16 protein-coding genes are annotated in these 22,772 nt (G+C 48.3%); 1 reads left to right on the top strand and 15 read right to left on the bottom strand.

Annotated features, from left to right (window positions below):
* Positions 1–5: 5 nt before the first annotated feature.
* The 6 genes from ACFQZT_RS28835 to ACFQZT_RS28810 form a co-directional block, all read right to left on the bottom strand.
* Positions 6–2,861, bottom strand: coding sequence for a glycoside hydrolase family 2 TIM barrel-domain containing protein (locus ACFQZT_RS28835; RefSeq protein ID WP_379305763.1), 2,856 nt, complete (start codon positions 2,859–2,861; stop codon positions 6–8).
* A gap of 178 nt (positions 2,862–3,039) precedes the next feature.
* The gene (locus ACFQZT_RS28830) at positions 3,040–4,656 is read right to left on the bottom strand and encodes a response regulator (protein ID WP_379305761.1); all 1,617 of its coding nucleotides are present in this window, start codon (positions 4,654–4,656) and stop codon (positions 3,040–3,042) included.
* A gap of 16 nt (positions 4,657–4,672) precedes the next feature.
* A complete protein-coding gene (locus ACFQZT_RS28825; protein WP_379305759.1) occupies positions 4,673–6,403 on the bottom strand; it encodes a cache domain-containing sensor histidine kinase in 1,731 nt (576 codons plus the stop codon).
* A 104-nt stretch (positions 6,404–6,507) separates the two neighbouring features.
* Positions 6,508–7,395, bottom strand: a complete 888-nt coding sequence (locus tag ACFQZT_RS28820) for a carbohydrate ABC transporter permease (protein ID WP_379305757.1) — start codon at positions 7,393–7,395, stop codon at positions 6,508–6,510.
* Positions 7,396–7,425: 30 nt separating this feature from the next.
* Positions 7,426–8,385 carry an ABC transporter permease gene (locus ACFQZT_RS28815; protein ID WP_379305755.1) on the bottom strand — a complete coding sequence of 320 codons (960 nt, stop codon included), beginning with the start codon at positions 8,383–8,385 and terminating at the stop codon, positions 7,426–7,428.
* Positions 8,386–8,471: 86 nt separating this feature from the next.
* Positions 8,472–10,076 (bottom strand): hypothetical protein, encoded by a 1,605-nt coding sequence (locus ACFQZT_RS28810; protein ID WP_379305753.1) that lies wholly within the window; start codon positions 10,074–10,076, stop codon positions 8,472–8,474.
* 239 nt (positions 10,077–10,315) lie between these two features.
* Here ACFQZT_RS28810 and ACFQZT_RS28805 point away from each other — a divergent pair, with 239 nt between their 5' ends.
* The gene (locus tag ACFQZT_RS28805) at positions 10,316–11,692 is read left to right on the top strand and encodes an extracellular solute-binding protein (RefSeq protein WP_379305751.1); all 1,377 of its coding nucleotides are present in this window, start codon (positions 10,316–10,318) and stop codon (positions 11,690–11,692) included.
* A 73-nt stretch (positions 11,693–11,765) separates the two neighbouring features.
* Here ACFQZT_RS28805 and ACFQZT_RS28800 read toward each other — a convergent pair whose 3' ends face one another.
* The 9 genes from ACFQZT_RS28800 to ACFQZT_RS28760 form a co-directional block, all read right to left on the bottom strand.
* On the bottom strand, positions 11,766–12,365 hold the full coding sequence (locus tag ACFQZT_RS28800; RefSeq protein ID WP_379305749.1) for a hypothetical protein: 600 nt from the start codon (positions 12,363–12,365) through the stop codon (positions 11,766–11,768).
* A gap of 118 nt (positions 12,366–12,483) precedes the next feature.
* Positions 12,484–13,497: a zinc-dependent alcohol dehydrogenase gene (locus tag ACFQZT_RS28795; protein ID WP_379305747.1), complete on the bottom strand. Its 1,014-nt coding sequence runs from the start codon at positions 13,495–13,497 to the stop codon at positions 12,484–12,486.
* A 283-nt stretch (positions 13,498–13,780) separates the two neighbouring features.
* Positions 13,781–14,614, bottom strand: coding sequence for an FAD binding domain-containing protein (locus ACFQZT_RS28790; protein ID WP_379305745.1), 834 nt, complete (start codon positions 14,612–14,614; stop codon positions 13,781–13,783).
* A gap of 189 nt (positions 14,615–14,803) precedes the next feature.
* Complete coding sequence (locus tag ACFQZT_RS28785) at positions 14,804–16,318, bottom strand: glycoside hydrolase family 32 protein (protein ID WP_379305743.1); 1,515 nt, start codon at positions 16,316–16,318, stop codon at positions 14,804–14,806.
* A 16-nt stretch (positions 16,319–16,334) separates the two neighbouring features.
* Positions 16,335–17,318 (bottom strand): PfkB family carbohydrate kinase, encoded by a 984-nt coding sequence (locus ACFQZT_RS28780; protein ID WP_379305741.1) that lies wholly within the window; start codon positions 17,316–17,318, stop codon positions 16,335–16,337.
* Between the two features lie 33 nt (positions 17,319–17,351).
* Complete coding sequence (locus tag ACFQZT_RS28775) at positions 17,352–18,188, bottom strand: carbohydrate ABC transporter permease (protein ID WP_379305739.1); 837 nt, start codon at positions 18,186–18,188, stop codon at positions 17,352–17,354.
* A gap of 12 nt (positions 18,189–18,200) precedes the next feature.
* The gene (locus ACFQZT_RS28770) at positions 18,201–19,109 is read right to left on the bottom strand and encodes a carbohydrate ABC transporter permease (protein ID WP_379305737.1); all 909 of its coding nucleotides are present in this window, start codon (positions 19,107–19,109) and stop codon (positions 18,201–18,203) included.
* Positions 19,110–19,149: 40 nt separating this feature from the next.
* The gene (locus ACFQZT_RS28765) at positions 19,150–20,988 is read right to left on the bottom strand and encodes a GH32 C-terminal domain-containing protein (protein ID WP_379305735.1); all 1,839 of its coding nucleotides are present in this window, start codon (positions 20,986–20,988) and stop codon (positions 19,150–19,152) included.
* Positions 20,989–21,146: 158 nt separating this feature from the next.
* Positions 21,147–22,769: a response regulator transcription factor gene (locus ACFQZT_RS28760; RefSeq protein WP_379305734.1), complete on the bottom strand. Its 1,623-nt coding sequence runs from the start codon at positions 22,767–22,769 to the stop codon at positions 21,147–21,149.
* Positions 22,770–22,772: the final 3 nt, after the last annotated feature.

Below are 22,772 nucleotides of genomic sequence, written 5' to 3'. Positions count from 1 at the left end.
CCCGACTACATGGCTTTCCCGAAAATCATAACCACATAAAAGCTGGGCAGGCCTTTTGATACATCACTCACAATAATGCGCACAAACCTGATCCCAGTTTCATGATATTCATCTAAACCCGCTTCTTGTCCGGTTTGCCTTTGAGAAGCCACCGTTTTCCAATGGATATCATCGGATGAAACTTCAACTTGATATTCGTATACCGTATTATCACTTTCCCAATAGATCTTACTGCCATCCAACTCATAGAACCCTTCCAGATCTACCTTCCACCATTGAGGCAGCTCATTGCTTCCAGCACTCCACCGTTCACTCCACCGATCCGCGATAACATCACTCGTTGCCTGATTAGAGGTGCATCCAGGAAGCTCCGAGCTCGCAGATGTCGGTTTATTGAGCGCAATATCGGTCCACTTTTCCCAATATCTAGATGGCGGCGGAGAAAATAATTCCGGGAGGTCTGCCTGATAGTCCGGTTTTTGAACGGGCGGTACTTGTAACATACCCGGTACAAATGGCGTAGAGCTCGGCTTCGACGTGATAACGGCTGACGCAGATTTCAATCCGTCAGACTCCGCCAACAAGGTAATGACTCCAGGTTCTTTCGTTGCACGAATTAAAACCCCGATCGCTCCCGCTTCGGCTTTAATGGGGTTTGCCCCCACTCTACGGTCTCCATCGCCGACAATTACAGCGGGTCCGCTCAAGTGAAAATTTATTTGATTGTAAGCATCCGGAACCACAGTTCCATTAGCATCTCGCACATAAACATGAACCATTATAAGATCAGAACCATCGGCTCTAAGATCCACGCCGCAATCATCTACAGATAAAGTTAAATAATCCGGACGCTCCGGTGTCATGATGGAATGCTTCGCTACGATAACGCCTCCTAGCAGCGCCTCTGCCATTAATTTCCCAGGTTCCCACGGCACCCCTTCAAATATAAAAGGAGCATGAGGCAAACTTGCATAAGTTGGATCCGCTTCTCTAACATCAATAGCCTTCCCATTCAAATAAAGCTTGACGATTTCACAGTTACTATAGATCGTTACATTTCTTGTTGAAGATGATGTCCAATCATTCGCAATGAAGACCATGGGTCCTGAATGGATGCCTGGAAGAATCAAATGAGGATCTCGTTGGCTTTGTAATAAATAATAACTGTACTTCGGTAAACGGTATAAATCCAGCGCGCCACATGCGGCAAAATGGTCATAATAACCCCTATTCGAATCAATGCCTGTCCACAGCGCTCCCCCGCTAAGACCTTTTGTAGAAAGAATTTGGTTTAAAATATCGGCACGTTCTTTCGAAGATTGAAGCATTCCCGACTCGCCGCCCGGATAAAAACCTCGAATACCTCTTGAGCATCGGAGATGAGTATGTCTTGGTCCTTCCTGTTCAAGCCAGTGATCACCCCATTCCCTTATAAAAGATCCCTGACCAGCACGAACCGGCTGACCGTAAACGACATCATACAAAGATGCTGCAATTTTATAATGATCGCATGCGGCATAACATTGATCACCCGGATACTCGGCATGTGTAATCTCATAGGTTGTTCTTGCATACTGCTCACTATAATCGGTTTCATTCAAAATGGGCTCCCATAAGACGACACTGGGGCGGTTCCTATGGTACCGAATCATCTCACGCACATTTTGATAGGATCTTTCGGTAAACGTATCGTTATCCCTGAACCATTGCCATCCGGGGGTCGGCACGATGCACATTAAGCCTAATTCGTCACAAGCGTCCATGAAAGCTGCAGATTGCGGGTAATGCCCAGTACGCACGATCGTGAATCCGCCCTCTTTCAGCTTGACAGCATCCCTTCGATGTAGGGAATCAGGCAACGCATCTCCCACATAGACATATTCTTGATGCCGGTTTGCGCCGATTAATTTCAACAATGTTCCATTGATATGAAAGCCTTCGTCATCAAATCGGATGTGCCGGATGCCAATTTTTGTTGTATAGGCATCAACTTTTATACCGCTATCGTTAACAACAGTGTATAAGGTGTATAGGTATGGATGTTCAGGATGCCATAGCTTAGGATCTGATACTGTAACCGTCTGGACACACATATGGTCTTTTTGAGGATCCATGCTATGCAACCTCGATGATACCTGGCTGACAACTTCTTGATTGGCATTTACGATGTAATGAGTCACCGTGCAGACCTTAGGTATATCGTACTCGTTGATCACATGCGTTTTTATGGTGATTTGAGCCTTAAGCGAGCTTACATCCGAGTAGGTGACAAAAATCCCTCCGCCCGCTTGTTGATTCGCATAAATGGCGTCCGTAATATGCAATTTATCCGTCGTATGCATCCATACATTCCGGTATAGCCCTCCGAAGTAGCAAAAATCCAATTCTCCTTGCGGCTTGCCTGGCGGAACATCAGGCATATCGGAGTTGTCTACCTTAACCGCGATAACATAATCCGTATCACCGTCGGCGGCGACGTAATCCGTAATATCTAAAGTGAAAGGCAGGTAACCGCCATCATGTGTGCCTAGATGGATCCCGTTGATCCAAACGTCTGCAGTATGTTTTGCTCCTTCGAATTCAACAAATATTTTTTGACCGTCATAAGCCTTATCTACATAAAAATGCCTCCGATACCAAACGATGCCCAAATAGTTTCGGCCTCCGCTGCAGTCGGCAGGTTCAACTCTCACCGTATGCGGCAGGTGAACAAGCTCCCAGGCCGAATCATCAAAATCAGCCTCTTCTGAACCTCGTGGATTCCCCCGAAAAAATCTCCAATCCTGGTTAAAGCTTAATTTTCTGCGCAGAACCTCTTTTTCAAGCACATGGGAGATCCCTAATTCATGAATGGTTTTCATTCCTTACACCTCTCGAATTCAAGTCTTTAGACCAGCTGTAAGCGTAATCAATACAGTGATTAACTTGCATTCAGTATAGTTCTGCTGCATTTGCAAAACTAGCAGTCGATTACAAGAAATAGTGGTCATAATACAGAAGAAGGCCGACAGGAAATTTATCCTGTCAGCCCTTGGTCCGTTACACATGTTTACTTTTGTATTGCGTAGGCGTAAAACCGGTATAGCTTTTGAACAATTTGCAAAAATAGCGGTAATCGGAGATGCCGACTGCCCCGGATACTTCGTATATTTTCATCGTCGTCCGCTCTAACAGCTCACTCGCTTTTTCCATACGTACCCGGTTCAAATAATCGGAGAAATTCTCGCCGACCTCCTGCTTAAACATCTGACCCGCGTAAGATGGATGAAGGTGGACGAGCTTCGCGAGCTCTGCCACCTGCACATCTTCCTGATAATGCTCGCGAATATAACGGCACATCAGCTGTATTTCCAAACGCACCGTAGCAGGCGGATGAAAGCGATTGTTCAACCATTCGGTAATAGCGCGAATCGTTTCCGTCCACCAAGCGCAGTAATCCGTCCACGTCTCCAGCCGCTCGATTTCGCTTAAACGGGCGATGACCGAGTCAGGCAGATTCACCAGCTCAGGAAGGAACATTTGTCTTGTCACGCGCAACCGATCTGCCGGATGAATAGGGGGCTCGGAGAGCTGGGTCATGACGGCCACGCTTTCCTCAAAAGCTTCCGCATTACCACGCTGAAGCGCTTTGACGACAGCTGCAATCCACTCCCTGGTCAGATCCGTATCGAGCCGCCGGAAGGCCGGCGCATGTTTATGAACAATAACCGAATCTTGCTTATAGAAGTAAGCTGCCAGTCCATCCAGTCCTTCGCGCAAACCATCGGCAATATGCTTTCCCGTCAGCGGCTGCTTACCTAATTCCCGTATCAGGCCAACATGAATAAAGCTCTTCACGGAGTCAAAAGCATGAATAGCCTCCAAAGCAATCAAAGCTAACTGGTTTAAATGAAAGGTGTGTAGCGGTTGCTTGGAACCGATCAGCAAATACAATCGGCTTTGCTGTATGGGCAGAATCACCAGCAGGCAGCCATCGCCTATCGTCTGGGCATCCATTTTCTCTTCCAGCACTTCGCCAACTTGTCTCTGTAACTGAACAAGCTCCTCCTCCGATGGCACGGCTTGCCCTGATGCAACAGGTTTACTCCAGCCGATTGTCAATCCTGTCAAATATCCGGTGTGACTCCATCCTTCGAACCAGTCGCCGCCAAGAATCGCCCGGGTATTGACGCTTCCATCATCGTCCATTAGGCGTTCCACCCACTGGCGCTTTCTCGTCCATTCCATCTCGCTCTGCAGTTTTAGACGCATCTCCAGCTTTTGATCGACGTCCATCTCCTGCTCAATCTCTTCGGCCACCTTGCGGCATACATCGAGAATTTGCTCGGGTGTCTGCGCCAGCTTGATCAAATAATTGTCCACGCCAAGCGCAATCGCTTGACGTGCGTATTCGAACTCGCCATAAGCGGTCAGGATGACAATCCGGATACGAGGCCACCTCTTTCGCACATACCCGGCCAGTTCCAGCCCGTTCATATTGGGCATCGTAATATCCGTCAGCAGCAAATGCGGCATATCCCGCTCGATCATTCTGATCGCTTCTTCGGCTCCGGATGCGGCTCCCATAAACGTAAACCCCGCATCCGTCCATGGTATCCGCTCGGAAAAACGCTCACGAATCCATTGTTCGTCATCCACCATCAACAGTTTCAGCATGAAATCCCCCTCTTTTCTACATCCATGCTCTCAATTCACCTTCCGGAAGATGAATCGTTACCGTAAACCCCTCATCCGGATCGTTCTGAAAATGCAAACCATACTCGTTGCCAAATGTCATGCGAAGCCGTTCCAGCACATTTCGCAGCCCCAAATTGTTCAAGCCTTTATGCGATTTGGCCGATTCCGTTTCTACCGTCAGCAAGGCCAGTTTATCCGGGTCTATCCCCGGCCCCGTATCGGAAACTTCCAGCAGTACGCTATCCGACTCGCCGGCTCTCCCCGAAACAATGATATGATTAACCCCTTTTTTGCTTAGTCCGTAAAAAATGCTGTTCTCAACCAAAGTTATCAATGTCAACTTCGGGATTGGCGTGCCGTAGAGATTATCGGGTACTGCAATGTCCATCTCAAACACATCCCCATACCTGAGGCCCATAATCTGAACATAGGATTCCAATTGCCTCAATTCGTCCTCAACAGTCACGATATCGCCGATCTTGTCCGTTGAATACTGCAGCAAACCCATCAGCGAGCGAAGCATCTCGCACATCTTCTCGGTTTGTCCCGTTTCCCCCAAGCAATAAATGGCATTGAGCGTATTGTTAAGAAAATGTGGATGAATTTGCGATTGCAATACTTTCAGCTCATGATGCCGCTTTTTTTCTTCCACCGCCCGCAAGTCGTCAAACAACGTTTGGATATTGCCCATCATGCGGTTGAAGCCTTCCGCGATATGCGTAAACTCATCGCTGCGTTTCAATTTGATCCGAGCCTCAAGATCGCCTCGCGCCGCAGCCTTGAATTGCCGCGTAATCGCGGTCACTGGCTTGCGAATGTAGTTGGTAATCCATACGGATACGATAACCGCAAGGATGATAGCTATCAAAAGAACTAACACCAATTGTCGCTTAATCGAGTCGAGCAAAGGAAACGCTTCCGACTCTTCGATAACGGAGAAAACAACCCAATCCCAGCGATTCTGATTGCTGCTGAGCACTGCATAATTGCCGAACGACGTATGAATCGTGTTGTACGAAGTTCCGCTCGTTTTCGTCAGCGCTTGTAAAGCATCCTTCATTTCCAGATGATCTTGAAACGTCTTAGGGTAAGCCAGATAGGTATTCGTCGACAAATATTCGCCTTGGCCTGTAAACAAATAGATCCGGCGCTGCTCGCCTTGGACGATCTGCGGGCCGGTTAGCGCACTCAAATTCAAATCCAGCGCAATGATCCGGTTACTGTCAATCTGTTTGGAAACCGTAATAACGGAACGTTCGCTGACGGCATGGGGAGGACTCCACCAGAAGCCCGATTTAGCGGTCTGGCTTTGTATTTCCTCGATTCGCTCGGTGGTGATGTAAAATCGGTAACCATAAGGTGAGCTGATCCGCACCTTGTCATTTTCGATCAGATAGATACTATGGATCTGGTCTTGATGATAAGTCATGATATTTTCAATAAGCTGCGTATAATCGGCATCGTCCATTTTATCGTAAAGAACCGGATTCGAGAGGAAGATCAGCTGACTTTGTAAGGAATTCATTAAGGTTTTGATATAATTTTCAATCTGCACGACAGAGCCTTGCAGCTCTTTTTCGTTGTTTTGCCTGATCGGATCGAACAGTCGCTGGTAACCGAACAAGGCCACGACAACAAACAATACGATGACGGACAAAAAAGTAAGGATAAACAGTTTGGTGCTGACACTGGAAGTGAAGCGTGTTCCAGCTAGTCGACGAATCATGCAAGACCTCCCATCGGCATCAAGGTATGACCACTCCCATAGGACACCTATACAAGCAAGCCCCCGATTGTCGAGGGCTTGTCGTTTCAATTATAACACGTTCATTATCCCTTGACCGAACCTAACAATGCGCCTTTAACAAAATATTTTTGCAGGAATGGATAGACGATCAAGAGCGGCAAAGTTGCTACGACGACTACGGCCATTTTGATCGTTTCCGGAGGCAGTGCGTCCAGAATAAACGAACTGACCGACAGCTCGGAGCTGACATTCGGTGATTGAATCATGCTTCTTAGCACGACCTGCATCGGCATAAGCGTTTTATCGGATAAATAGAAAATGCCTTTGAAGTATTCGTTCCAATGCGTAACTCCGTAGAACAGGCCAATCGTAGCCATAATGGGGGCCGATAAAGGAAGCACAATACGAAATAGGGTCGTAATATCACCGCATCCGTCCACCTTGGCCGCTTCCTCCACTTCCGACGGCAGGTTTTCAAAATACGTTTTCACAATCAATAAATTAAAGGTAGATACCATGCCGGGAATCACGAGCGCCCAGACGGAGTCGTATAATCCGAGGCTGCGCACCATAATGTAAAGCGGAATCATACCGCCGCTAAAAATCATCGTAAAAACGAGCGCCATCAATATAAAATTACGGCCCGGAACAAATTTCTTGGACAGCGGGTACGCCAGTAGCGTCGTAACCACAAGATTCAAAGTCGTACCTACAACCGTGATGAAGATGGTAATTTTCAACGCCTGAGGGATTCTCGGGCTTCCGAATATTTCTTTATAAGCTTGTAAGGTAAAATGCTCAGGCCAAATTACGAAGCCGCCATTTTTCATGACTTCTATATAAGGTGTCACAGAAACGATAACGACATAGTATAACGGAAATAACGTTACCAGAGCAAACACGGCCAGAACTGTATAAATGACCGTATCGGCAACCTTATCCCCTTTTGACTTATGGAGAACAAATGACATCTGATTTCCCCTCCTTTTCAAACATGCAGCCTACCATATGCCGGAACCCCCGACTTTCTTAGTCAGCTTGTTGGCACCGATTACCAAAATAAGCCCTACCAAGGATTTGAAAACCCCCATAGCAGCCGCAACGCCAAACTCCAAACGCTCGAAGCCGTAACGGTAAACCCATGTATCCACGATGTCCCCCACATCATACACCCGGGCGTTCAAGAAAATGAAAACCTGATCGAAACCCGCATCCAAAATGCCGCCGATTCTAATAATCAGCATAAGTACGAATACATCACGGATACCCGGCAACGTAATATGCCAAAGCTGACGCCAACGTCCTGCACCATCTACGACGGCAGCTTCATAGAGTTCCTGGTTGATGGATGCCAGAGCCGCCAAATAAATGATCGCTCCGAATCCGGTATTTTTCCAAATTTCCGTTAGTACCAGCATCGGCCTGAAGAAATCTTTGTTTGTTAATAAATCCAACTGCCCCCAGCCCATATCGCGTACATATGTACTGATCAATCCGGAGCCCGGAGCGAGGAAAGAAAATGCTAATCCATACACAATGACCCAGGATAGAAAATATGGCCCGTAGGTAATGGTTTGAACCGCTCGTTTGAACCAAAGCAACCTGACTTCATTCAGCATGAGAGCAAGAATTACATCCGGCACCATGCTGCCGATAATTTTGTAAACACTGATTAGCAGCGTATTTCTCATAATTTGCAAAAATTCGGGATTGTCGAAAATAACCTTGAAATTATCGAAGCCGACCCAGGGACTTCCCCAGATGCCCTTCATCAAGTTGAAGTTTTGAAAAGCAATCAAGGTGCCTACCATGGGCGCATAATGGAACAAAATATAATAGACCAATCCGGGTATCATCATCAGGTAGAACCATCTGCTGCGATAAATGCTGCGCAGTTTGCCTTGCCTCACCGGGCGTACAATTGCAGGTTTTTCTTGCCTTGCAGCTATGGTTTCGGCCATCTCCATCTCCTCCTTGCCGTATCTGGGGTGGAAGGCAGAAGGAAACCCATGAACAACCCAGGGTTCCCCTCACAGCCTTAACACGCTTATTTAAAATCGTTGAGCTTCTTATCCTTCAAAACACTATTCAGTTGCTTCGTGTATTCGGTGAAAATGTCTCTGCCTTTGAACTTGGTCATCAGCTCTTCACGGTATTGCGGCCAGTTTTTGCCGCTCTTATCCTCAAGAACAGCTTTGATATGGTATTTACTCATCTCTTTGCGGAAATCCCCGATATTGATACCTGCGGGAGGAACCAAGCTCACTGGAGGCAATGCGTTATGTTTCGGGAAGCCTTCAACTGTCTTCAAGATTGCACGGTCATGCTCGGAAACGCGTGAGTCAATCAGTTCAAATCCAAGTACATTCGGTTCATCCGGTGTAAATGCGCCGTACACATTCAGCCAGTTGCCTGCCTTGGCAATATCACTTTCAAAAGCGGCAACGTTCAGTGTAATTTTCTTGCCGTCTCTGGTATAGTGCTTTCCTTCTTGTCCGTAGTGGGTCAACAAGAAGCCCTCTTCGCTAGTCAGCCAGTTGACGATATCCAGGGAACGCTTCACTTTGTCCGGGCTCTTATCGGCTGTCGCCTTGCTTATCAGGATTGTGTCCGTAGGCACGTTATATTTCCACATGATCGGCTTATCGAGCGGATAGATAGGCTGCCAATTGGCCTTAGGATCCAGTGCTTTGCTGCGATTTTGCACACTGGTCGCCACGCTGTCCAGAGCCACCGTCTTATCGCCTGCAGTGAAGAACATGCCTACCTTGCCTTGTGCGGCTTTGTCGAATTGGGCCGGCGGCTTGTTAAGGAACCAGTCTGGATCTACGATTCCCGCTTGATTCCATTCCACAACTTGATCGATAACGCCCTGCACCTTGGGGTCCGTCCGGTTATCCACGTAGTTGTTATCAACAATCATGAAATCGGCAACGAAGCCGTTATTCAACCACTGAGGGAAGTCAAGTGGCAAGTTCTGTCCACTGCCTGCTGCTGTGAAGCCATAAGTATCTTGCTTTCCATTGCCGTCAGGATCACCTTTGGTGAATTGTGTCATGACATTAGTCAATTCGGCAAAATTTTTCGGCGCTTTCAGTCCAAGCTTATCGAGCCAGTCTTGACGGATATACCACGAAGCATAAGCATTGCGCGAGAAAGGTACGATCGCGCGGGAGAATTCACCCTGCTTAAGCTGGAATGCGTCGTTTTCCTCATTGCTGACCCACTTGAAATAATTAGGCAACGCTTCTTTGGTGAAAAATTTGCTTAGATTAGCGGTAATTCCGTCGTTGATGTACTTCTGGGACTCGGCGCCGCCGGCAATGAACAAATCAGGAGCGCTTCCGCCCGCTAATGTGGCATTTAACTTGTCATGGTACTCTTTGCCAGTCACCATATAATCAATTTTCAAGTCTACGTTAAATTTTTCTTCAATCGTTTTTTTGACGAAATCCTTTTCTGCGGATGGCAATGTCACATTTCCCAAATTTCCATTCATAACGGACCAGTAAAGTGAGAGCTTGGCCGGTTTAGCGCCTACAGGCGCCGTGGGCGATCCGTTTGCCGTTCCTGGAGCTTCCGACGCTTTGTCGTTTGAACACGCTGTAAGCGCAAACAATGCTGCGAGTCCAACTGCCACTAATTTTTTCATTTGAATAACCCCCTCCTGCTTCTGTGATGTTCGTAATCGCTTACCCCTATGTAGTTGCTGCTATGATGACGTTTACTTGAATTTAGTATAATTCCGTTGAAGGAACGAAACTAGCAGACGATTATAAGAAATAGTGGTCAAAATACAGAAATAGCATCTACAATTCGTTTGTAATATAATATAACCCAGTTAGATACCAACGACATCACACATAAATATGCTTGGAGGTTCATTGATACATGGCGGGCAAGCCCAAACGCACGACATTCCGAACCCGATTGGAAGATATGGTCGCAACATTGCGCAAAGACATTTTAACCGGTAAACTTCAGCCCGGTGATTATTTACCTTCCGAATCCATGCTTACCGAACAGTTTCAGCTTAGCAAAAACTCGGTTCGCAAAGGACTTCAAGTACTGCTTGACCAGGAAATGATTGAAAAAGCGCCACGAATCGGGACGCGTGTAATTGGACCGGGGCTGACAAACAAGCTAACTCTGAAATTCGGATATTACCCTACGCTCTCCCTGGAAGCTAATTTATTGCAACTGGTCGAAAAGTTTCAACAGAACCATCCGCATATTGCCGTCCAGATGATACCTCTTTCAAATTCGTACTTTTCCCAGAACATGAAAGAAGCGTTGGAAAGGGATGCACTCGATCTTATTACGTTCAATACCCAGAACTACGAAACCGTTGCTGAAACTGAAGCTGTCTGGGATTTCCTGGAACCGCTAGATCGGAAGGACAGCACCTATAGTTTTTTGTTAGATCCGTTCACCAAAGGCGGCCGTTTGTACGTGCAGCCGTTTATTTTTTCGCCGATCGTCTTGGGTTACAACCGCGATCATTTCAAGGAAGCGGCTTTGCCCGAACCGGACAGCAGCTGGAAGTGGAGCGATGTACAGAAAGCAGCGTTGACCTTAACGCAGAAACATGACCGAATCGGCATCTTGTTCCATTTGCAATCGATCAACCGTTGGCCGCTTTTTATGCTGCAAAACAAGGTCGTTTTTAATCGCGACGCTGGGGGCAAGCTGATTTTGGACAACGACCAATTCCGCGAAGCCATGCGAATAAGCCTCGGGCTGTTCGAAGGCATGAACCCGGAAACCGCCTATATGTCGGAGAATGATTCCGATGCCGAACGGTTTTTCTTGCAGCAAAAAGCTTCGATGATCGTCACCAGCTATTACAGCTTGAACCATTTGCGTAATGCTGAGTTCGACTATGACATCTCGCCGCTTCCCTATTCGCTGGAAGCGAAGACTCAGCTTTTAATCATTGGTCTTGCGCTCATAAAGTCGAGCAAGCACAAGGAAGCAGCTCAAGCTTTGCTCGAATTTCTGCTTTCCAACGAAGCACAGCTGCATATATGTAAAACCACCTTTAGCATTCCCAGTGTCAAAACGGCGGCTGAATGGATCGGCGAAGAAACGTTGCCTAGACCTTCCCGGTTTTTCATGTACCGGGACATCATCCCGACATTTAGCTTTTATAAAGACATGAACGTGACTTTCCGCGAACTGGAAACCATGCGACACATGCTTAAGCTGTACTGGGCACGGCTAGACGATTTCGAGACGGTTTGCCGGCAGCTGAAGGCCACCCTCTAAGGGAAGCGCAAGCATAAGGGCAAATATTCATCCGATGAGGATGAGCATTTGCCCTTTCTACAGATGATTATGATCATTTAAATTTGATGCTGCCAGACCATTCCTGACCCATCGCCTGATACAAGGGGACGCCTTGATCATTCAAGCCCTGCCATATTTGTAAGGAAACGACTTTCTGTTGTTTACTTATCATCAGCCTTACGGTGAAGGATGCTCCTTCATGATCCATGGCATGTCCTTGGACATAGGCGCTGTTCAAGGGTTGCCCCGCAGCGTTATACCAGCGAATCCAGAGTGCCGGAGTTCCGGTAAAGCTTTCAACATACAGCTTGACTGCCGCTTCGTAAGATTGACCGGGCGTGACGGCCAGCTTCATACTTTCGGCTCCAAGAGCGCCTGTCACCTTTTTATCGATCATTAGGCTTCTATTACCTGCAAATTTGATTGATTCTGACAACGAAAGACCAGTTTGTATGCCGCTGGTAAAATAACCCCAGTTCGGAATTTTACCGGAGACCAGATCTTGTTCGAATCCGGAGTTGGGTACCGTAATGATCTCTGCGGCGTTGGCGGCGCGGAGATTCGAAGGCATGAGAAAAGATAGGAATAGTACAACCAACACTCCGAACAGCACTTTTGAAAATGCGCTTTTATCAACCCTTGATATAACCATCCTCATCACCCTTTTTCAAATTTCTACCCGACTGGCAGCGCAGTGAGAGCGTCTGATGATATGCATTTTTGCAACCGCTTACACATAGAAGGCGTATGATTTAGTTGTCTGCTTCACCTCAATCTCTTTCCTTCCCGTAATCAACAAGAACGCCGAGTGTGTCTCTCGGGGACTCTCGAAGCAATTGATAAGCGTCCGTCATAGATGGTAAAGACATCTCATGCGTGATTAGCGATTCGATGGAAATCCGTTTTTCTTCGAGCAAACGAATAAATTCCCCCATGTTGCGACCTTCTGTCCACCGTACGTAACCGATCGGATAGTCGATCCCCTTGCTTTCGTACACTTCGTCATAACGCCCTGGACCGCCGGCACGTGAGATGAGCAGCTTTGCCTCTTTGGCAAACATCAGCTCCCTGTTAAAGTCCATCTTCACATCACCGACAATAACGATCATTCCCCTGTCGCGAATCCACCGGAGCGCTTGGTCGATGATGCCCGAATTCGCACCGCTTGCACAGATGACGACCGCATCGACTCCTTGCTGTTGATCTAAAGAATCGATGGCCCTACTAACTTCATGCTCACTCGCACATACTTGCGCGGCACATGCTTCCGCAAGTTTGGTGCAGCGTTCCGCCAACAAATCCAGCCCTATGACCCTATAACCGGATACGTCCGCAATCCGTCCCACAATTTGCCCCAGTATGCCAAGGCCGACCACGATTACCGATTCTCCAAAACGCAAATCCGCCTGACGAAGCGCGTGAATGGCGATCGCACCGAGACCGACGAAGGCCGCTTCTTTGGAACTGCACGCATCTGGAAGCGGTACAACCAAATGTTTCGGCACTGCAAGAAATTCCGCATGGTTGACATAAGGAGCGCCGTAGCATGCAACGCGCTGTCCAATTCTCACATGGGACACACCTTCGCCGATTGCCCGCACAATCCCCATCGCACTGTAACCAAGGCGAATGGGATTCTCCATGTTCATGTTTTTCAAAAGCAGCTCAGTGCCTGAACTAATAGCGGAGTAGCAGGTTTGCACACCTACATGGTTGATCCCGACAGAAGGTTCCGCCATGTCTAGAATATCCACCATGCCATTCAATGAAACGGCAGCTTTCATCTTAAACCTCCTTTTGTTGGTATTTATCTGGTTCATATGTTTATCTTAAGCGATTGAAAAAGCACTTGTCAAACCTTTTTCAGGGAAAAAAGTCGTCTTTTCATCAGTGGAATTCTTGCATAAGAATCAAATAAAAACCAAAAGCGACTTCAAGCACTTATTTACAAAAAGCTGCAAAAACAAAGGCGCTTGAGCCGGTTTAACCCGACTTAAGCGCCTTTGTGTGTATAGGTCGACCCCAAAAATGCTACAATACAATCCATTCGAATGATGTCAAGCCATTTCACCCCCCTTTCAGCGTTTTTAACGCTTCAGCTAACGTATTCTTGAGTACGAACTTCCGATAGTCTGCAGAACCTTCCGTATTATTCAGAACCGCACCCGGAAGCTTGCCGACGGCCTGATCAATTCTTTCACCCAATGACACTGCCGAGTTGTTTAATGCTTGATCGATTTCAATGGATCGAAAAGGGAATGCGCAAACGCCGCTATATGCTGTACGAATCCGACTTTCTTTTATAAGGGCAGCCACTGTTACGAGTGGATAACCGACGTTGCCGATTTGCCGTTTTTTGAAATGAACAAATGGCATCGATAAATATTCGCGGGCTGTAATGATTTGTACGAGAAATTCCCCTTTCTCCAATCTCATTCTCTGCAAGAAGACATGATGAATTGACATTTCTTTTAACCCTTGAGGTCCTGCTATGACCATACGACTATCTGACAACAAAAGTGGAAGCACGGCCTCCCTATAATATATTTCGCCGCAAATATTTCCCCCAAGCGTAATTTTATTGCGCGCCGTTTGGTCTGCTGCACCTTGTGCCGTTATACCAAGCAGCGGGAATAGTTGCGATGCGGATATGGACGATAACGGGACGCAAGCTCCGATAACCAACTTATCATTTTGAACTTCAAAAATAGTACACTCCGGAATGGACTTCAAATCAATGACGGCCCCTGGTCGAATAGCATTCATCCGGGCAAAAGTGATCATTTCCGTACCACCTGAAAAATACATTGGATTTTTCCCTTGTGTTTGCAGCTGCTGAAACATTTCCACGGCCTTTTGAATAGAAGGAGGTTTATAATATTCGAAGTTAAACGGAATCATGGATCGTCCTCCAGTCCAATTTTCGCGAAATCATCCGTATATTGGGCAGTTCCGGTTACCCACCTATAGCCCATATATATTACGGTACGATTTGTCCCTATTATCCAGCCAAATGAATCTTTTCTTGTAAGCGCTTAACATTTTGTGGTTAAAACAAGCGCATGCTTCGCGCTTGTTCAACAACTTTGGCTACTCCTGGCTGCGGACTTGCAACTCCCACACATCCAGCGATTCGACTACACCTTCGCCTTTTCTGGCAAACAACCGAATCCCGAGACTCGTAGGGTCCGGATAAATCCGGTTTGTGATCGTCTTCGCCCCGTCATTCGCGAACAACTCCACGGATGAGCAGTCCAGAAAGATATGGAGCGAAATCCGCCCGTCCGACATTGGCGACAACTCTGCTTCGCTGATACTCGGCTCGCCCTGACCGGAGCGGCTGCGGTCCATCTTTAGCTTGCCTTCGGCCTCTGCATACACAACTTCTGTATACTGTCTGCCATCCTCCGAGCTGCGAAGCTGCAGGCCGTACTCGGCATTTGCCGCTGATTCGGCTGTATTAAATATCACGACGATTTCTAACACGTCGCTTTGCAGACCGGCAAGCGGCACGACCGTATCGGCGCTTACTTTTTGCGTGCCAAATGTATGATGTTCACCCCGCAATGCCTTCAGCTCTTCAACCGGCTTCATACGAATCGTACCATCCGCCGCCATCGTCAGCTCACGTGGCAATGTAAAAGCACCCATCCAACCTCTTTTCTGCTCAGGCATCTGTGCACCCCAAATATTCATCCAGCCGATCAGAATGCGTCTGCCCCGCGCATCCTCTAACGTTTGCGGTGCATAGAAATCAAAACCGTAATCCAACCGTTCCTGATAGCGAACATCCAGCTTGCCTGTCTCGTAGCTGAATTTGCCGGACAGATACAACGTTTTCGTTGCCCCCATATTCATGGGAGAACAGATCAGGACATGATCGCCGCTATCCCCAACCGGAAACAAGTCCGGGCATTCCCACATATTGCCCATCGTTCCATCGCTTTCAGCAGCAATTCCGATATAGGTCCAATGTTGCAAGTCAGGCGAAGTATATAGCAACGCCTTGCCCAATCCGTCTTTGCCGTAGCCAATTACCGTATACCAGACGTCTTCATGCTGCCACACCTTCGGATCGCGGAAACCGAACCCGCCCTCTTCCGGCGGATTCGCAATTACCGGATTGTGCGCCGCTTTATTAAAGGTTACGCCATCGGCGCTGGTCGCGACGCATTGTACCTCTTCAGGCACACGTCCATCGACATGCCCGGTATAAATCAGCGTCAACACGCCGTTATGATCAACGGCGCTGCCTGACCAGCAGCCGTAGCCCCCTGTTTCGCCTAAATCATATACTTCAGATGGCGCTAATGCGATAGGCAGATGCTCCCAGGTTATTAAATCCTTCGTTTTGGCATGTCCCCAGTACATCGGTCCGTGGTTGGGCTCATAAGGGTTGTGCTGATAAAACACGTGGTATTCGTTTTTATAAAAAATTAAACCATTTGGGTCATTCATCCATGCCGCCACCGGCATGAAATGGTAGCGAAGTCTGAAACTATCGTCCTTCGGCAGCTCTGCCACAGCCCGCTTCAATGCCTCATTAGCGTGCTCAAGCCGCTGTGTATGAGCCATGTTCATTTTCATGTCAGTTTGTTTGCTCATTCTCTATCACTCATCCTCATTTAAAATTCATGCTTGCTTTATTCGCTGCCACTAAAGTTTCAATCTCATCCAACGAGCCCAAGGCCGGAATCGCTCCCTTGCGTGTTGTGGCCAACGCACCTGCCGCATTTGCAAAAAACAGCGCTTCGCGCAGCTCTGATTCACTCCATGCTTGCAAGGGCTTCTCCTGCTCCAGAACACGGAACAGAAACGCGCCCAAAAAACCGTCCCCCGCGCCGGTCGTATCAACCGACGCTACAGAGCAGCTGCCCACCTGCCCCCAAATGCCGTTCATTCGGTAGAAGGAACCTTTCGATCCGGCAGTCACCAGCAAAAGTTGCAGTTGATTCTGTTCCATCAACTGCATGGAAGCTGCTTCCATATCCGGTTCTCCAGTCAAGAAGACGAGTTCTTCTTCGGAAACCTTGACGATATCGGCAAAACCCAAACCTATATGAATCGCCTCCAGCGCCCGCCACTCGCTCTCCCAAAGCAATGGCCGCCAATTCGGATCGTAGGAGATGAGAGCACCATTCTCCTTGGCGAACTGCACGGCCTTGATCGTAGCCTGAGCTGAAGGCTCTGCGGTCATCGAGATGGAGCCAAAATGGAAAATCTTTGTACCTGACAACAGCTCCGTGTTCAGTTCATCTTCCCTTAACAATTGATCGGCGCCGGGCTTGCGGGCAAAATGAAAGGAACGTTCCCCTCTCTCATCCAACTGTACAAAGGCCAACGTCGTATGCGCCTCATCCGAAGCGACAAGCCCTGCACCCGACACGCCCTGCTCCAGCAGAGCTTGCCGTAAATACACACCAAAAGGATCCATGCCTACCTTGCCGATAAATGCTGTTTTTTTCCCCAGCTTGGCTGCGGCTACCGCTACATTCACCGGTGCGCCGCCCGGGTTGCGTTCGAACAAAGGCTGTCCGGCCGCTGACGTGCCGTATGGCGTAAAATCAATTAAGTATTCACCTAGTGTCACTACATCGTATTTCATTGCAAGCTTCCTTTCCTTATCCATCAAATGGTATTAACCTTTGATTCCCGACATCGTTATTCCCTGAATATAGTACCGTTGCAAAAACAAAAAGAGCAGCAGAATCGGAGCCGTAGATATCGTGTTTGCCGCCAACACTTTAGACCAGTCCGTTCCTTCATTCGAGGAAAAAGCGGAAATGGCGACCTGAATCATTTGCATTTTCTGATCGTTGATGACGATCAAGGGCCACAGATACGAATCCCAGTTGCCCAAGAAGGTCATCAGACCGAGGGTAATGAGCGCAGGAACCGCCGCAGGCAGCACGATCGCTACGAACGTTCGAGGCAGACTGGCCCCGTCGATACGGGCTGCCTCCATCATTTCGTTAGGCACCTCAGTGAAAAACTGCCGCAGCATAAAGATGCCAAAAACGGACAGCATCGAAGGCACGATGAGCGCTTTGTAGGAATTCAGCCAGCCCAAATCATGCATCAGCAAATAGTTCGGCACAAGCGTCACCTCGCCGGGAATGATCATCGCTGACATAAATAGCGCAAATACAACCGGCTTGAAACGAAACCGCAACTTCGCAAATGCGAATGCAGCCATCGAATTAATGATCAGCACCAGCAGCGTCACCGTCGAAGCCACGAACAGCGTGTTCCAGATGTAGCGCAAAAATGGATTGCGCGGATTGAAAATTACATTATGAAAATTGCGGGTCGTCCATTCGACCGGAACCAGCAGATGAAGGTTAATCGACGTATATTTGAACAGCTCCTGATAGGGCCGGAAGGAACCGGCGACCATCCAGAGAATCGGCGCGATCGAAATCAGCGCGATAATGATCATCACGATCATTCTTAGCCAGTTGTAAACTCTTGTCATCTTGATCGTCTCCTATTGTTCGGCATCTTGATTGAATAGCTTCATTTGAATCAGGGAAATCGTCAGCACAATGGCGAAAAGCACAAAAGCCGCCGCCGTTGCATATCCCATTCTCATTTGCGTAAAAGCTTGCTTGTAAATATAGAAAACGACGGTCTCTGTGGAGCTGTTCGGTCCCCCGTTGGTTAAGACGAACACTAGTCCTGACAACTTGATCGCATCGATCGTGGTCATGATAACAACAAAGGCCATCGTGCGGTTCAGCAGAGGCAGCGTTATCCGGAAAAACTGTTGGAGTCTCGTTGCGCCGTCTACGCGTGCTGCTTCGTATAGATCCGGCGAAATATTGTTAAGCCCGGCGAGGAAAATGATCATAAAAAAACCCGCACCTTTCCAGATGCCCAGCAAAATGATCCCGTTCATCGCCGTATCCGGGTTGGACAAGAAATTCGTGACCGGCAGGTGCAGGGCTTTTAGCACACTGTTCAGCAAACCGAACTCTTTGTTGTAAATGAGTTTAAAAACGGTTGCAGCGACCGCGGTCGAAACAATGACCGGAATAAAATACAGGGTCCGGAAGAGCCCGGATGCGGCTGTTTTCTTCTGAATCAGCAAAGCAAGTCCCAGCGCGATGCTGGTTTGAACCGGAATGACAATCAAGGCAAAATAAAACGAATGCTTCAAACTGTTAAAGAAGGAACGATCCTTCAATAAGTGATTGTAATTGTCAAGTCCGACGAACACATCGCCGGCGCCGACCAGCGAATAGTTTTTGAAGCTGATCACGAACGCCTGAAGCATAGGGTAGAAAACAAAGACAAGCAGTAGGGCAAGTGCAGGAAAAATAAACCAGAATGCGGTTGTCTGCTCATGTTTGCTGAAGTTTTGCGACGTTTTTTTTCTTTGTATCGCAGAATCCATGGTTCATCTCTCCGTTTCTTACTTTCAAAATTTTAAAATCTCATTTCTTGTCGAAAACAAATACGTTCAGCGTTGAAACGACGCGGCCATCCTCGCTCATGGCTTTGATCTCCGTTTGCCCCGCATTTAAGCCCCTCACAGTCGCACCGCCTTCTGAAGCCGTCACTGAGACTACCGTGTTATCGCTCGATAGCCATTTCAACGCCTGCGAAGCGCTTAGAGGAATTACATCAGCATCCACCTGCAGCGTGCCTCCAACAGGTATATCTAGCGAGCTCTTACTAAGCGCAATCCGCAGCGGCTTCCCGGCATCCGGATCTTCATCGCGCCATACCGTTCTCAGCGGATAATAATGCCCAACGTCCAGTGCGACGCCGTCTTCGGCCGACAGCTCCATACCGCTGCTCGTCGGATCAGGGAAGATAATCGCCGACAGAACGGCTTCGCCATCGGCCGCAAACACTTCCAGACTGGATGCATCGACGAAAAAGCGCAGCTTGAGTTTACCGTCCCTCAGTTTCAGCGGAGCCGCCATCACCTCCGCAAAGCCTTTCTCAAAGTTGGTAATCCCCGACTTTGTACGATCGATACTTAGCTTCTCCACTCCCGCATCGTAGCTTACGATTGTCTCCTGATCTCTTCCTTTGCGCAGATTAAAATTGACCTTCGCACCCGGCTGAACGGTCAGTTCCGTTTCAAGCTCATAGGACGTCCCTTTGATGCCGCCCAGCGGATTCTTACCGGCGACCAGCTCCTGCTTGGGCAGCGCGATTTCTTTGCCGCGCAGTGTCTGCAGCTCTTTCACCGGCACTTGAACCAGCCTTATGCCTTGTTCCGGAATCTGCCGAAGCCGCAGCTCGCGGGGGATGGACATATTCCCCTTCCAGGCGCCGGTCGGCATAGCGAACGGATACCGCCAATTCGACATCCAGCCGAGCCAGATGCGGCGTCCGTCTTTCGCGGGAATATCCGAATAAGATACCGCTGCATAGAAGTCTTTACCGTAATCAGTCCAGAGCACGTCCGACGCCTTGTTGTCGTTATGGAACGTTAAGCCGTCAAAGGCGCCTACAAAATATTGTGCCGTTGAACCTTTCGTTGTGTTGTTGCTGCCGACGCTCACCGTCAACACCCACTTTTTCGTATTCGAGCCTTCCACAGGCAGTTCAAATAAATCGGGACACTCCCACACCGCTGCATGCGAACCTTGGTCACTGCCGAACTCGCCGGTCATCGTCCATGTTTTCAAATCCGGTGACGAATAGAAGCGCACCCGGTTATCAACGGAGACAATCATCACCCATGTATGCGTCGGCTCGTGCCAAATGACCTTGGGATCGCGGAAATCCTTGAGCCCGGGATTTGGAATGACCGGATTACCCTCGTATTTCGTCCACGTCCGTCCCTTATCCGAACTGTAGGCAATACTCTGTGACTGAACACCGCCTTTGAAATGGGTAAAAATCGCCACCAAACCCGCTTTGCCGCCAAAAAAGCCGCTAGTATCCTTAGCATCCACGACTGCGCTGCCGGACCAGATTTCACCTAAGGAATCCCGTGTCAGTGCGACAGGCAGATGTTCCCAATGAATCAAATCCCGGCTGACGGCGTGGCCCCATTGACCGCTGTTCTGGTAAAATTGATGATACTCTCCTTCAAAATAAACCATCCCGTTCGGATCGCTCATGTTGCCCGCTACGGGTGACAAATGGTATTGGGGACGGTAAGGTTCCGTGTAGTAATTGGGATCACTCGAATAGGCAAATGAATGATCACTGGCTGATCTCATCGAAGAATGAATTTCCAATATGATTCCTCCTAATCCTGCACATAAAGCCGCGACAGCGCCTGCCGTCCAAATCCAAGTTTTCTTTTTCATGCTTCCTCCGTGTGAACAGCATCTTACCCAGTACCGTCATTGTACCGGAACCTCCGCCTGAAAGATTGCAATATGATCGGATGTTGTCTTTCAATTTCTTCGTCATGCAAATAAAGCCCGCTGCGTTAGCAGGGGCTTGAAAGATGGATTTGATTGTTTTAATGCGTTTCCTTGTTTAACAGTTCGTCCCGGTACTCCTTGGGGCCTTTCCCATAGTACTTTTTAAAAGCCGTGCTGAAATAGCTGGAACTGGAATAACCGACGAGCGTCGCGATGTCCGTCAACTTGAGCTCATTTTCCATGATCAAATTCAGCGCCTTGCTAAGCCGAAGTTTTGTCACGTAATCGCTGAAAGTCACGCCGACGCTTTGCTTAAAAAGCCCGGACAAATAGGTTTCATTCAAGTGAAACATGTCGGCAAGCGAAGATAGCGTAAGGTCGTAGGAGAAATTCTCGTCCACATATTTACGAATGGCTTCCACCATCTGCTGACCGCTGGAATACCGTGTTTTTTGCACTTCATTCATGACCAGCTGCGCCATCTTGCGCAATTGCTCCAGTACCTGCTCCCTCGACGAATAATCTCGCACCGTCAGCTGGCAATTCCACAAATAGCTTTGCAGTGACGTGTCGCCAAGCTCGAACTTTTTGGCGATCGACGTAAAGAGCAAAATGATGCGCAGCGTCAAAAATGTGAACACAAACATCGGGGTATCCTGCCCGCCCGAAAAGATCGCCTCCACCTGCTTGGTGAAAGCTTTCATATCCAGATTTTCGATTGTTTGCATCAGCTTCCGCTCCGCCTCGGGCGAGAATGCATGCGTCAGCTCCAGCAGATGGCTGCCGGATGGCGACTTGTCCGTAAGGACCGTGCTCCGGCTCCAGGCAAGCATGCTGGACGCATAGCCGTCCTTTAACTGTTTTAAGCCATGAATCGGCTCACCGATGCCAACTACACTTTCAACCTTTAAATAGCTCTTGATATTACGTTTTAGCTCGCGCACAAAGCTTTCCATGAAGCTCTCATGCTTCAACGGGTCACGGACCAGCACTAAAAAATACATCATAGAAGGATGACTGATGTCATAAAAAGGTATCACCTGCTTCCACTTCTCCACCGACTCGCGACAAAGCATCTGGAACGCGAGGTGAAGCAAATCCTTGCGCTCGCTCCAATCATCCAGCCTTCCAATTGGGATCCGCATCTCTACCGTAACGAACTGTGCAAGTACGTCATCAATGGCAAGCGATGCAAGCTGTAGCTGCTGCATACGCTCTTTCATGGCTGAAATGCTGAACCATTCGTCCTTGACCAACTGCCAAATCAACTGCTCCTGCATCATTTGCAGCACCTGATGATTTTTCATCTCTTCCTGCGCCTGCTCTAGCACCCGACTGCGATCCGCTTCCAGTTCCTCCGTCAGCCGGGAAAGCAGAGCAAGCACTTCACTGCGGACAATGGGCTTTAACAGATAATCTTTTACACCAAACTGAATGGCTGCTTTCATGTATTCAAAATCCGAATAGCCGGAAAGCACGATCATGCGCAAGCCTGGATATCGATCTTTGCAAGCCTTAATAAATGCAATGCCGTCCATTTGCGGCATCCGGATATCGGTCAAAACGATATCCGGCAGCGGGCCTTCGCTGAGAATTTGCATGGCTTCAACACCATTCGACGCCTCCAAAGCGATGTGATAGCCTGCGGATTGCCAATCGATTTTGGCTTTAATACTGTTACGAACGCCGACTTCATCGTCAACTAGCATCAACTTGTACATGCG

It is taken from the genome of Paenibacillus sp. GCM10027628 (assembly GCF_042676385.1).
Taxonomy (GTDB): Bacteria; Bacillota; Bacilli; order Paenibacillales; family NBRC-103111; genus Paenibacillus_E.
The sequence above is the reverse complement of the archived record's forward strand: the minus strand, read 5'-3'. Positions and strand labels throughout refer to the sequence as shown.

Excerpts from the sequence above, each read along its gene's own strand:
- ACFQZT_RS28835 (WP_379305763.1), bottom strand. The coding sequence starts at position 2,861 with ATGAAAACCATTCATGAATTAGGGATCTCCCATGTGCTTGAAAAAGAG.
- ACFQZT_RS28830 (WP_379305761.1), bottom strand. The coding sequence starts at position 4,656 with ATGCTGAAACTGTTGATGGTGGATGACGAACAATGGATTCGTGAGCGT.
- ACFQZT_RS28825 (WP_379305759.1), bottom strand. The coding sequence starts at position 6,403 with ATGATTCGTCGACTAGCTGGAACACGCTTCACTTCCAGTGTCAGCACC.
- ACFQZT_RS28820 (WP_379305757.1), bottom strand. The coding sequence starts at position 7,395 with ATGTCATTTGTTCTCCATAAGTCAAAAGGGGATAAGGTTGCCGATACG.
- ACFQZT_RS28815 (WP_379305755.1), bottom strand. The coding sequence starts at position 8,385 with ATGGCCGAAACCATAGCTGCAAGGCAAGAAAAACCTGCAATTGTACGC.
- ACFQZT_RS28810 (WP_379305753.1), bottom strand. The coding sequence starts at position 10,076 with ATGAAAAAATTAGTGGCAGTTGGACTCGCAGCATTGTTTGCGCTTACA.
- ACFQZT_RS28805 (WP_379305751.1), top strand. The coding sequence starts at position 10,316 with ATGGCGGGCAAGCCCAAACGCACGACATTCCGAACCCGATTGGAAGAT.
- ACFQZT_RS28800 (WP_379305749.1), bottom strand. The coding sequence starts at position 12,365 with ATGGTTATATCAAGGGTTGATAAAAGCGCATTTTCAAAAGTGCTGTTC.
- ACFQZT_RS28795 (WP_379305747.1), bottom strand. The coding sequence starts at position 13,497 with ATGAAAGCTGCCGTTTCATTGAATGGCATGGTGGATATTCTAGACATG.
- ACFQZT_RS28790 (WP_379305745.1), bottom strand. The coding sequence starts at position 14,614 with ATGATTCCGTTTAACTTCGAATATTATAAACCTCCTTCTATTCAAAAG.
- ACFQZT_RS28785 (WP_379305743.1), bottom strand. The coding sequence starts at position 16,318 with ATGAGCAAACAAACTGACATGAAAATGAACATGGCTCATACACAGCGG.
- ACFQZT_RS28780 (WP_379305741.1), bottom strand. The coding sequence starts at position 17,318 with ATGAAATACGATGTAGTGACACTAGGTGAATACTTAATTGATTTTACG.
- ACFQZT_RS28775 (WP_379305739.1), bottom strand. The coding sequence starts at position 18,188 with ATGACAAGAGTTTACAACTGGCTAAGAATGATCGTGATGATCATTATC.
- ACFQZT_RS28770 (WP_379305737.1), bottom strand. The coding sequence starts at position 19,109 with ATGGATTCTGCGATACAAAGAAAAAAAACGTCGCAAAACTTCAGCAAA.
- ACFQZT_RS28765 (WP_379305735.1), bottom strand. The coding sequence starts at position 20,988 with ATGAAAAAGAAAACTTGGATTTGGACGGCAGGCGCTGTCGCGGCTTTA.
- ACFQZT_RS28760 (WP_379305734.1), bottom strand. The coding sequence starts at position 22,769 with ATGTACAAGTTGATGCTAGTTGACGATGAAGTCGGCGTTCGTAACAGT.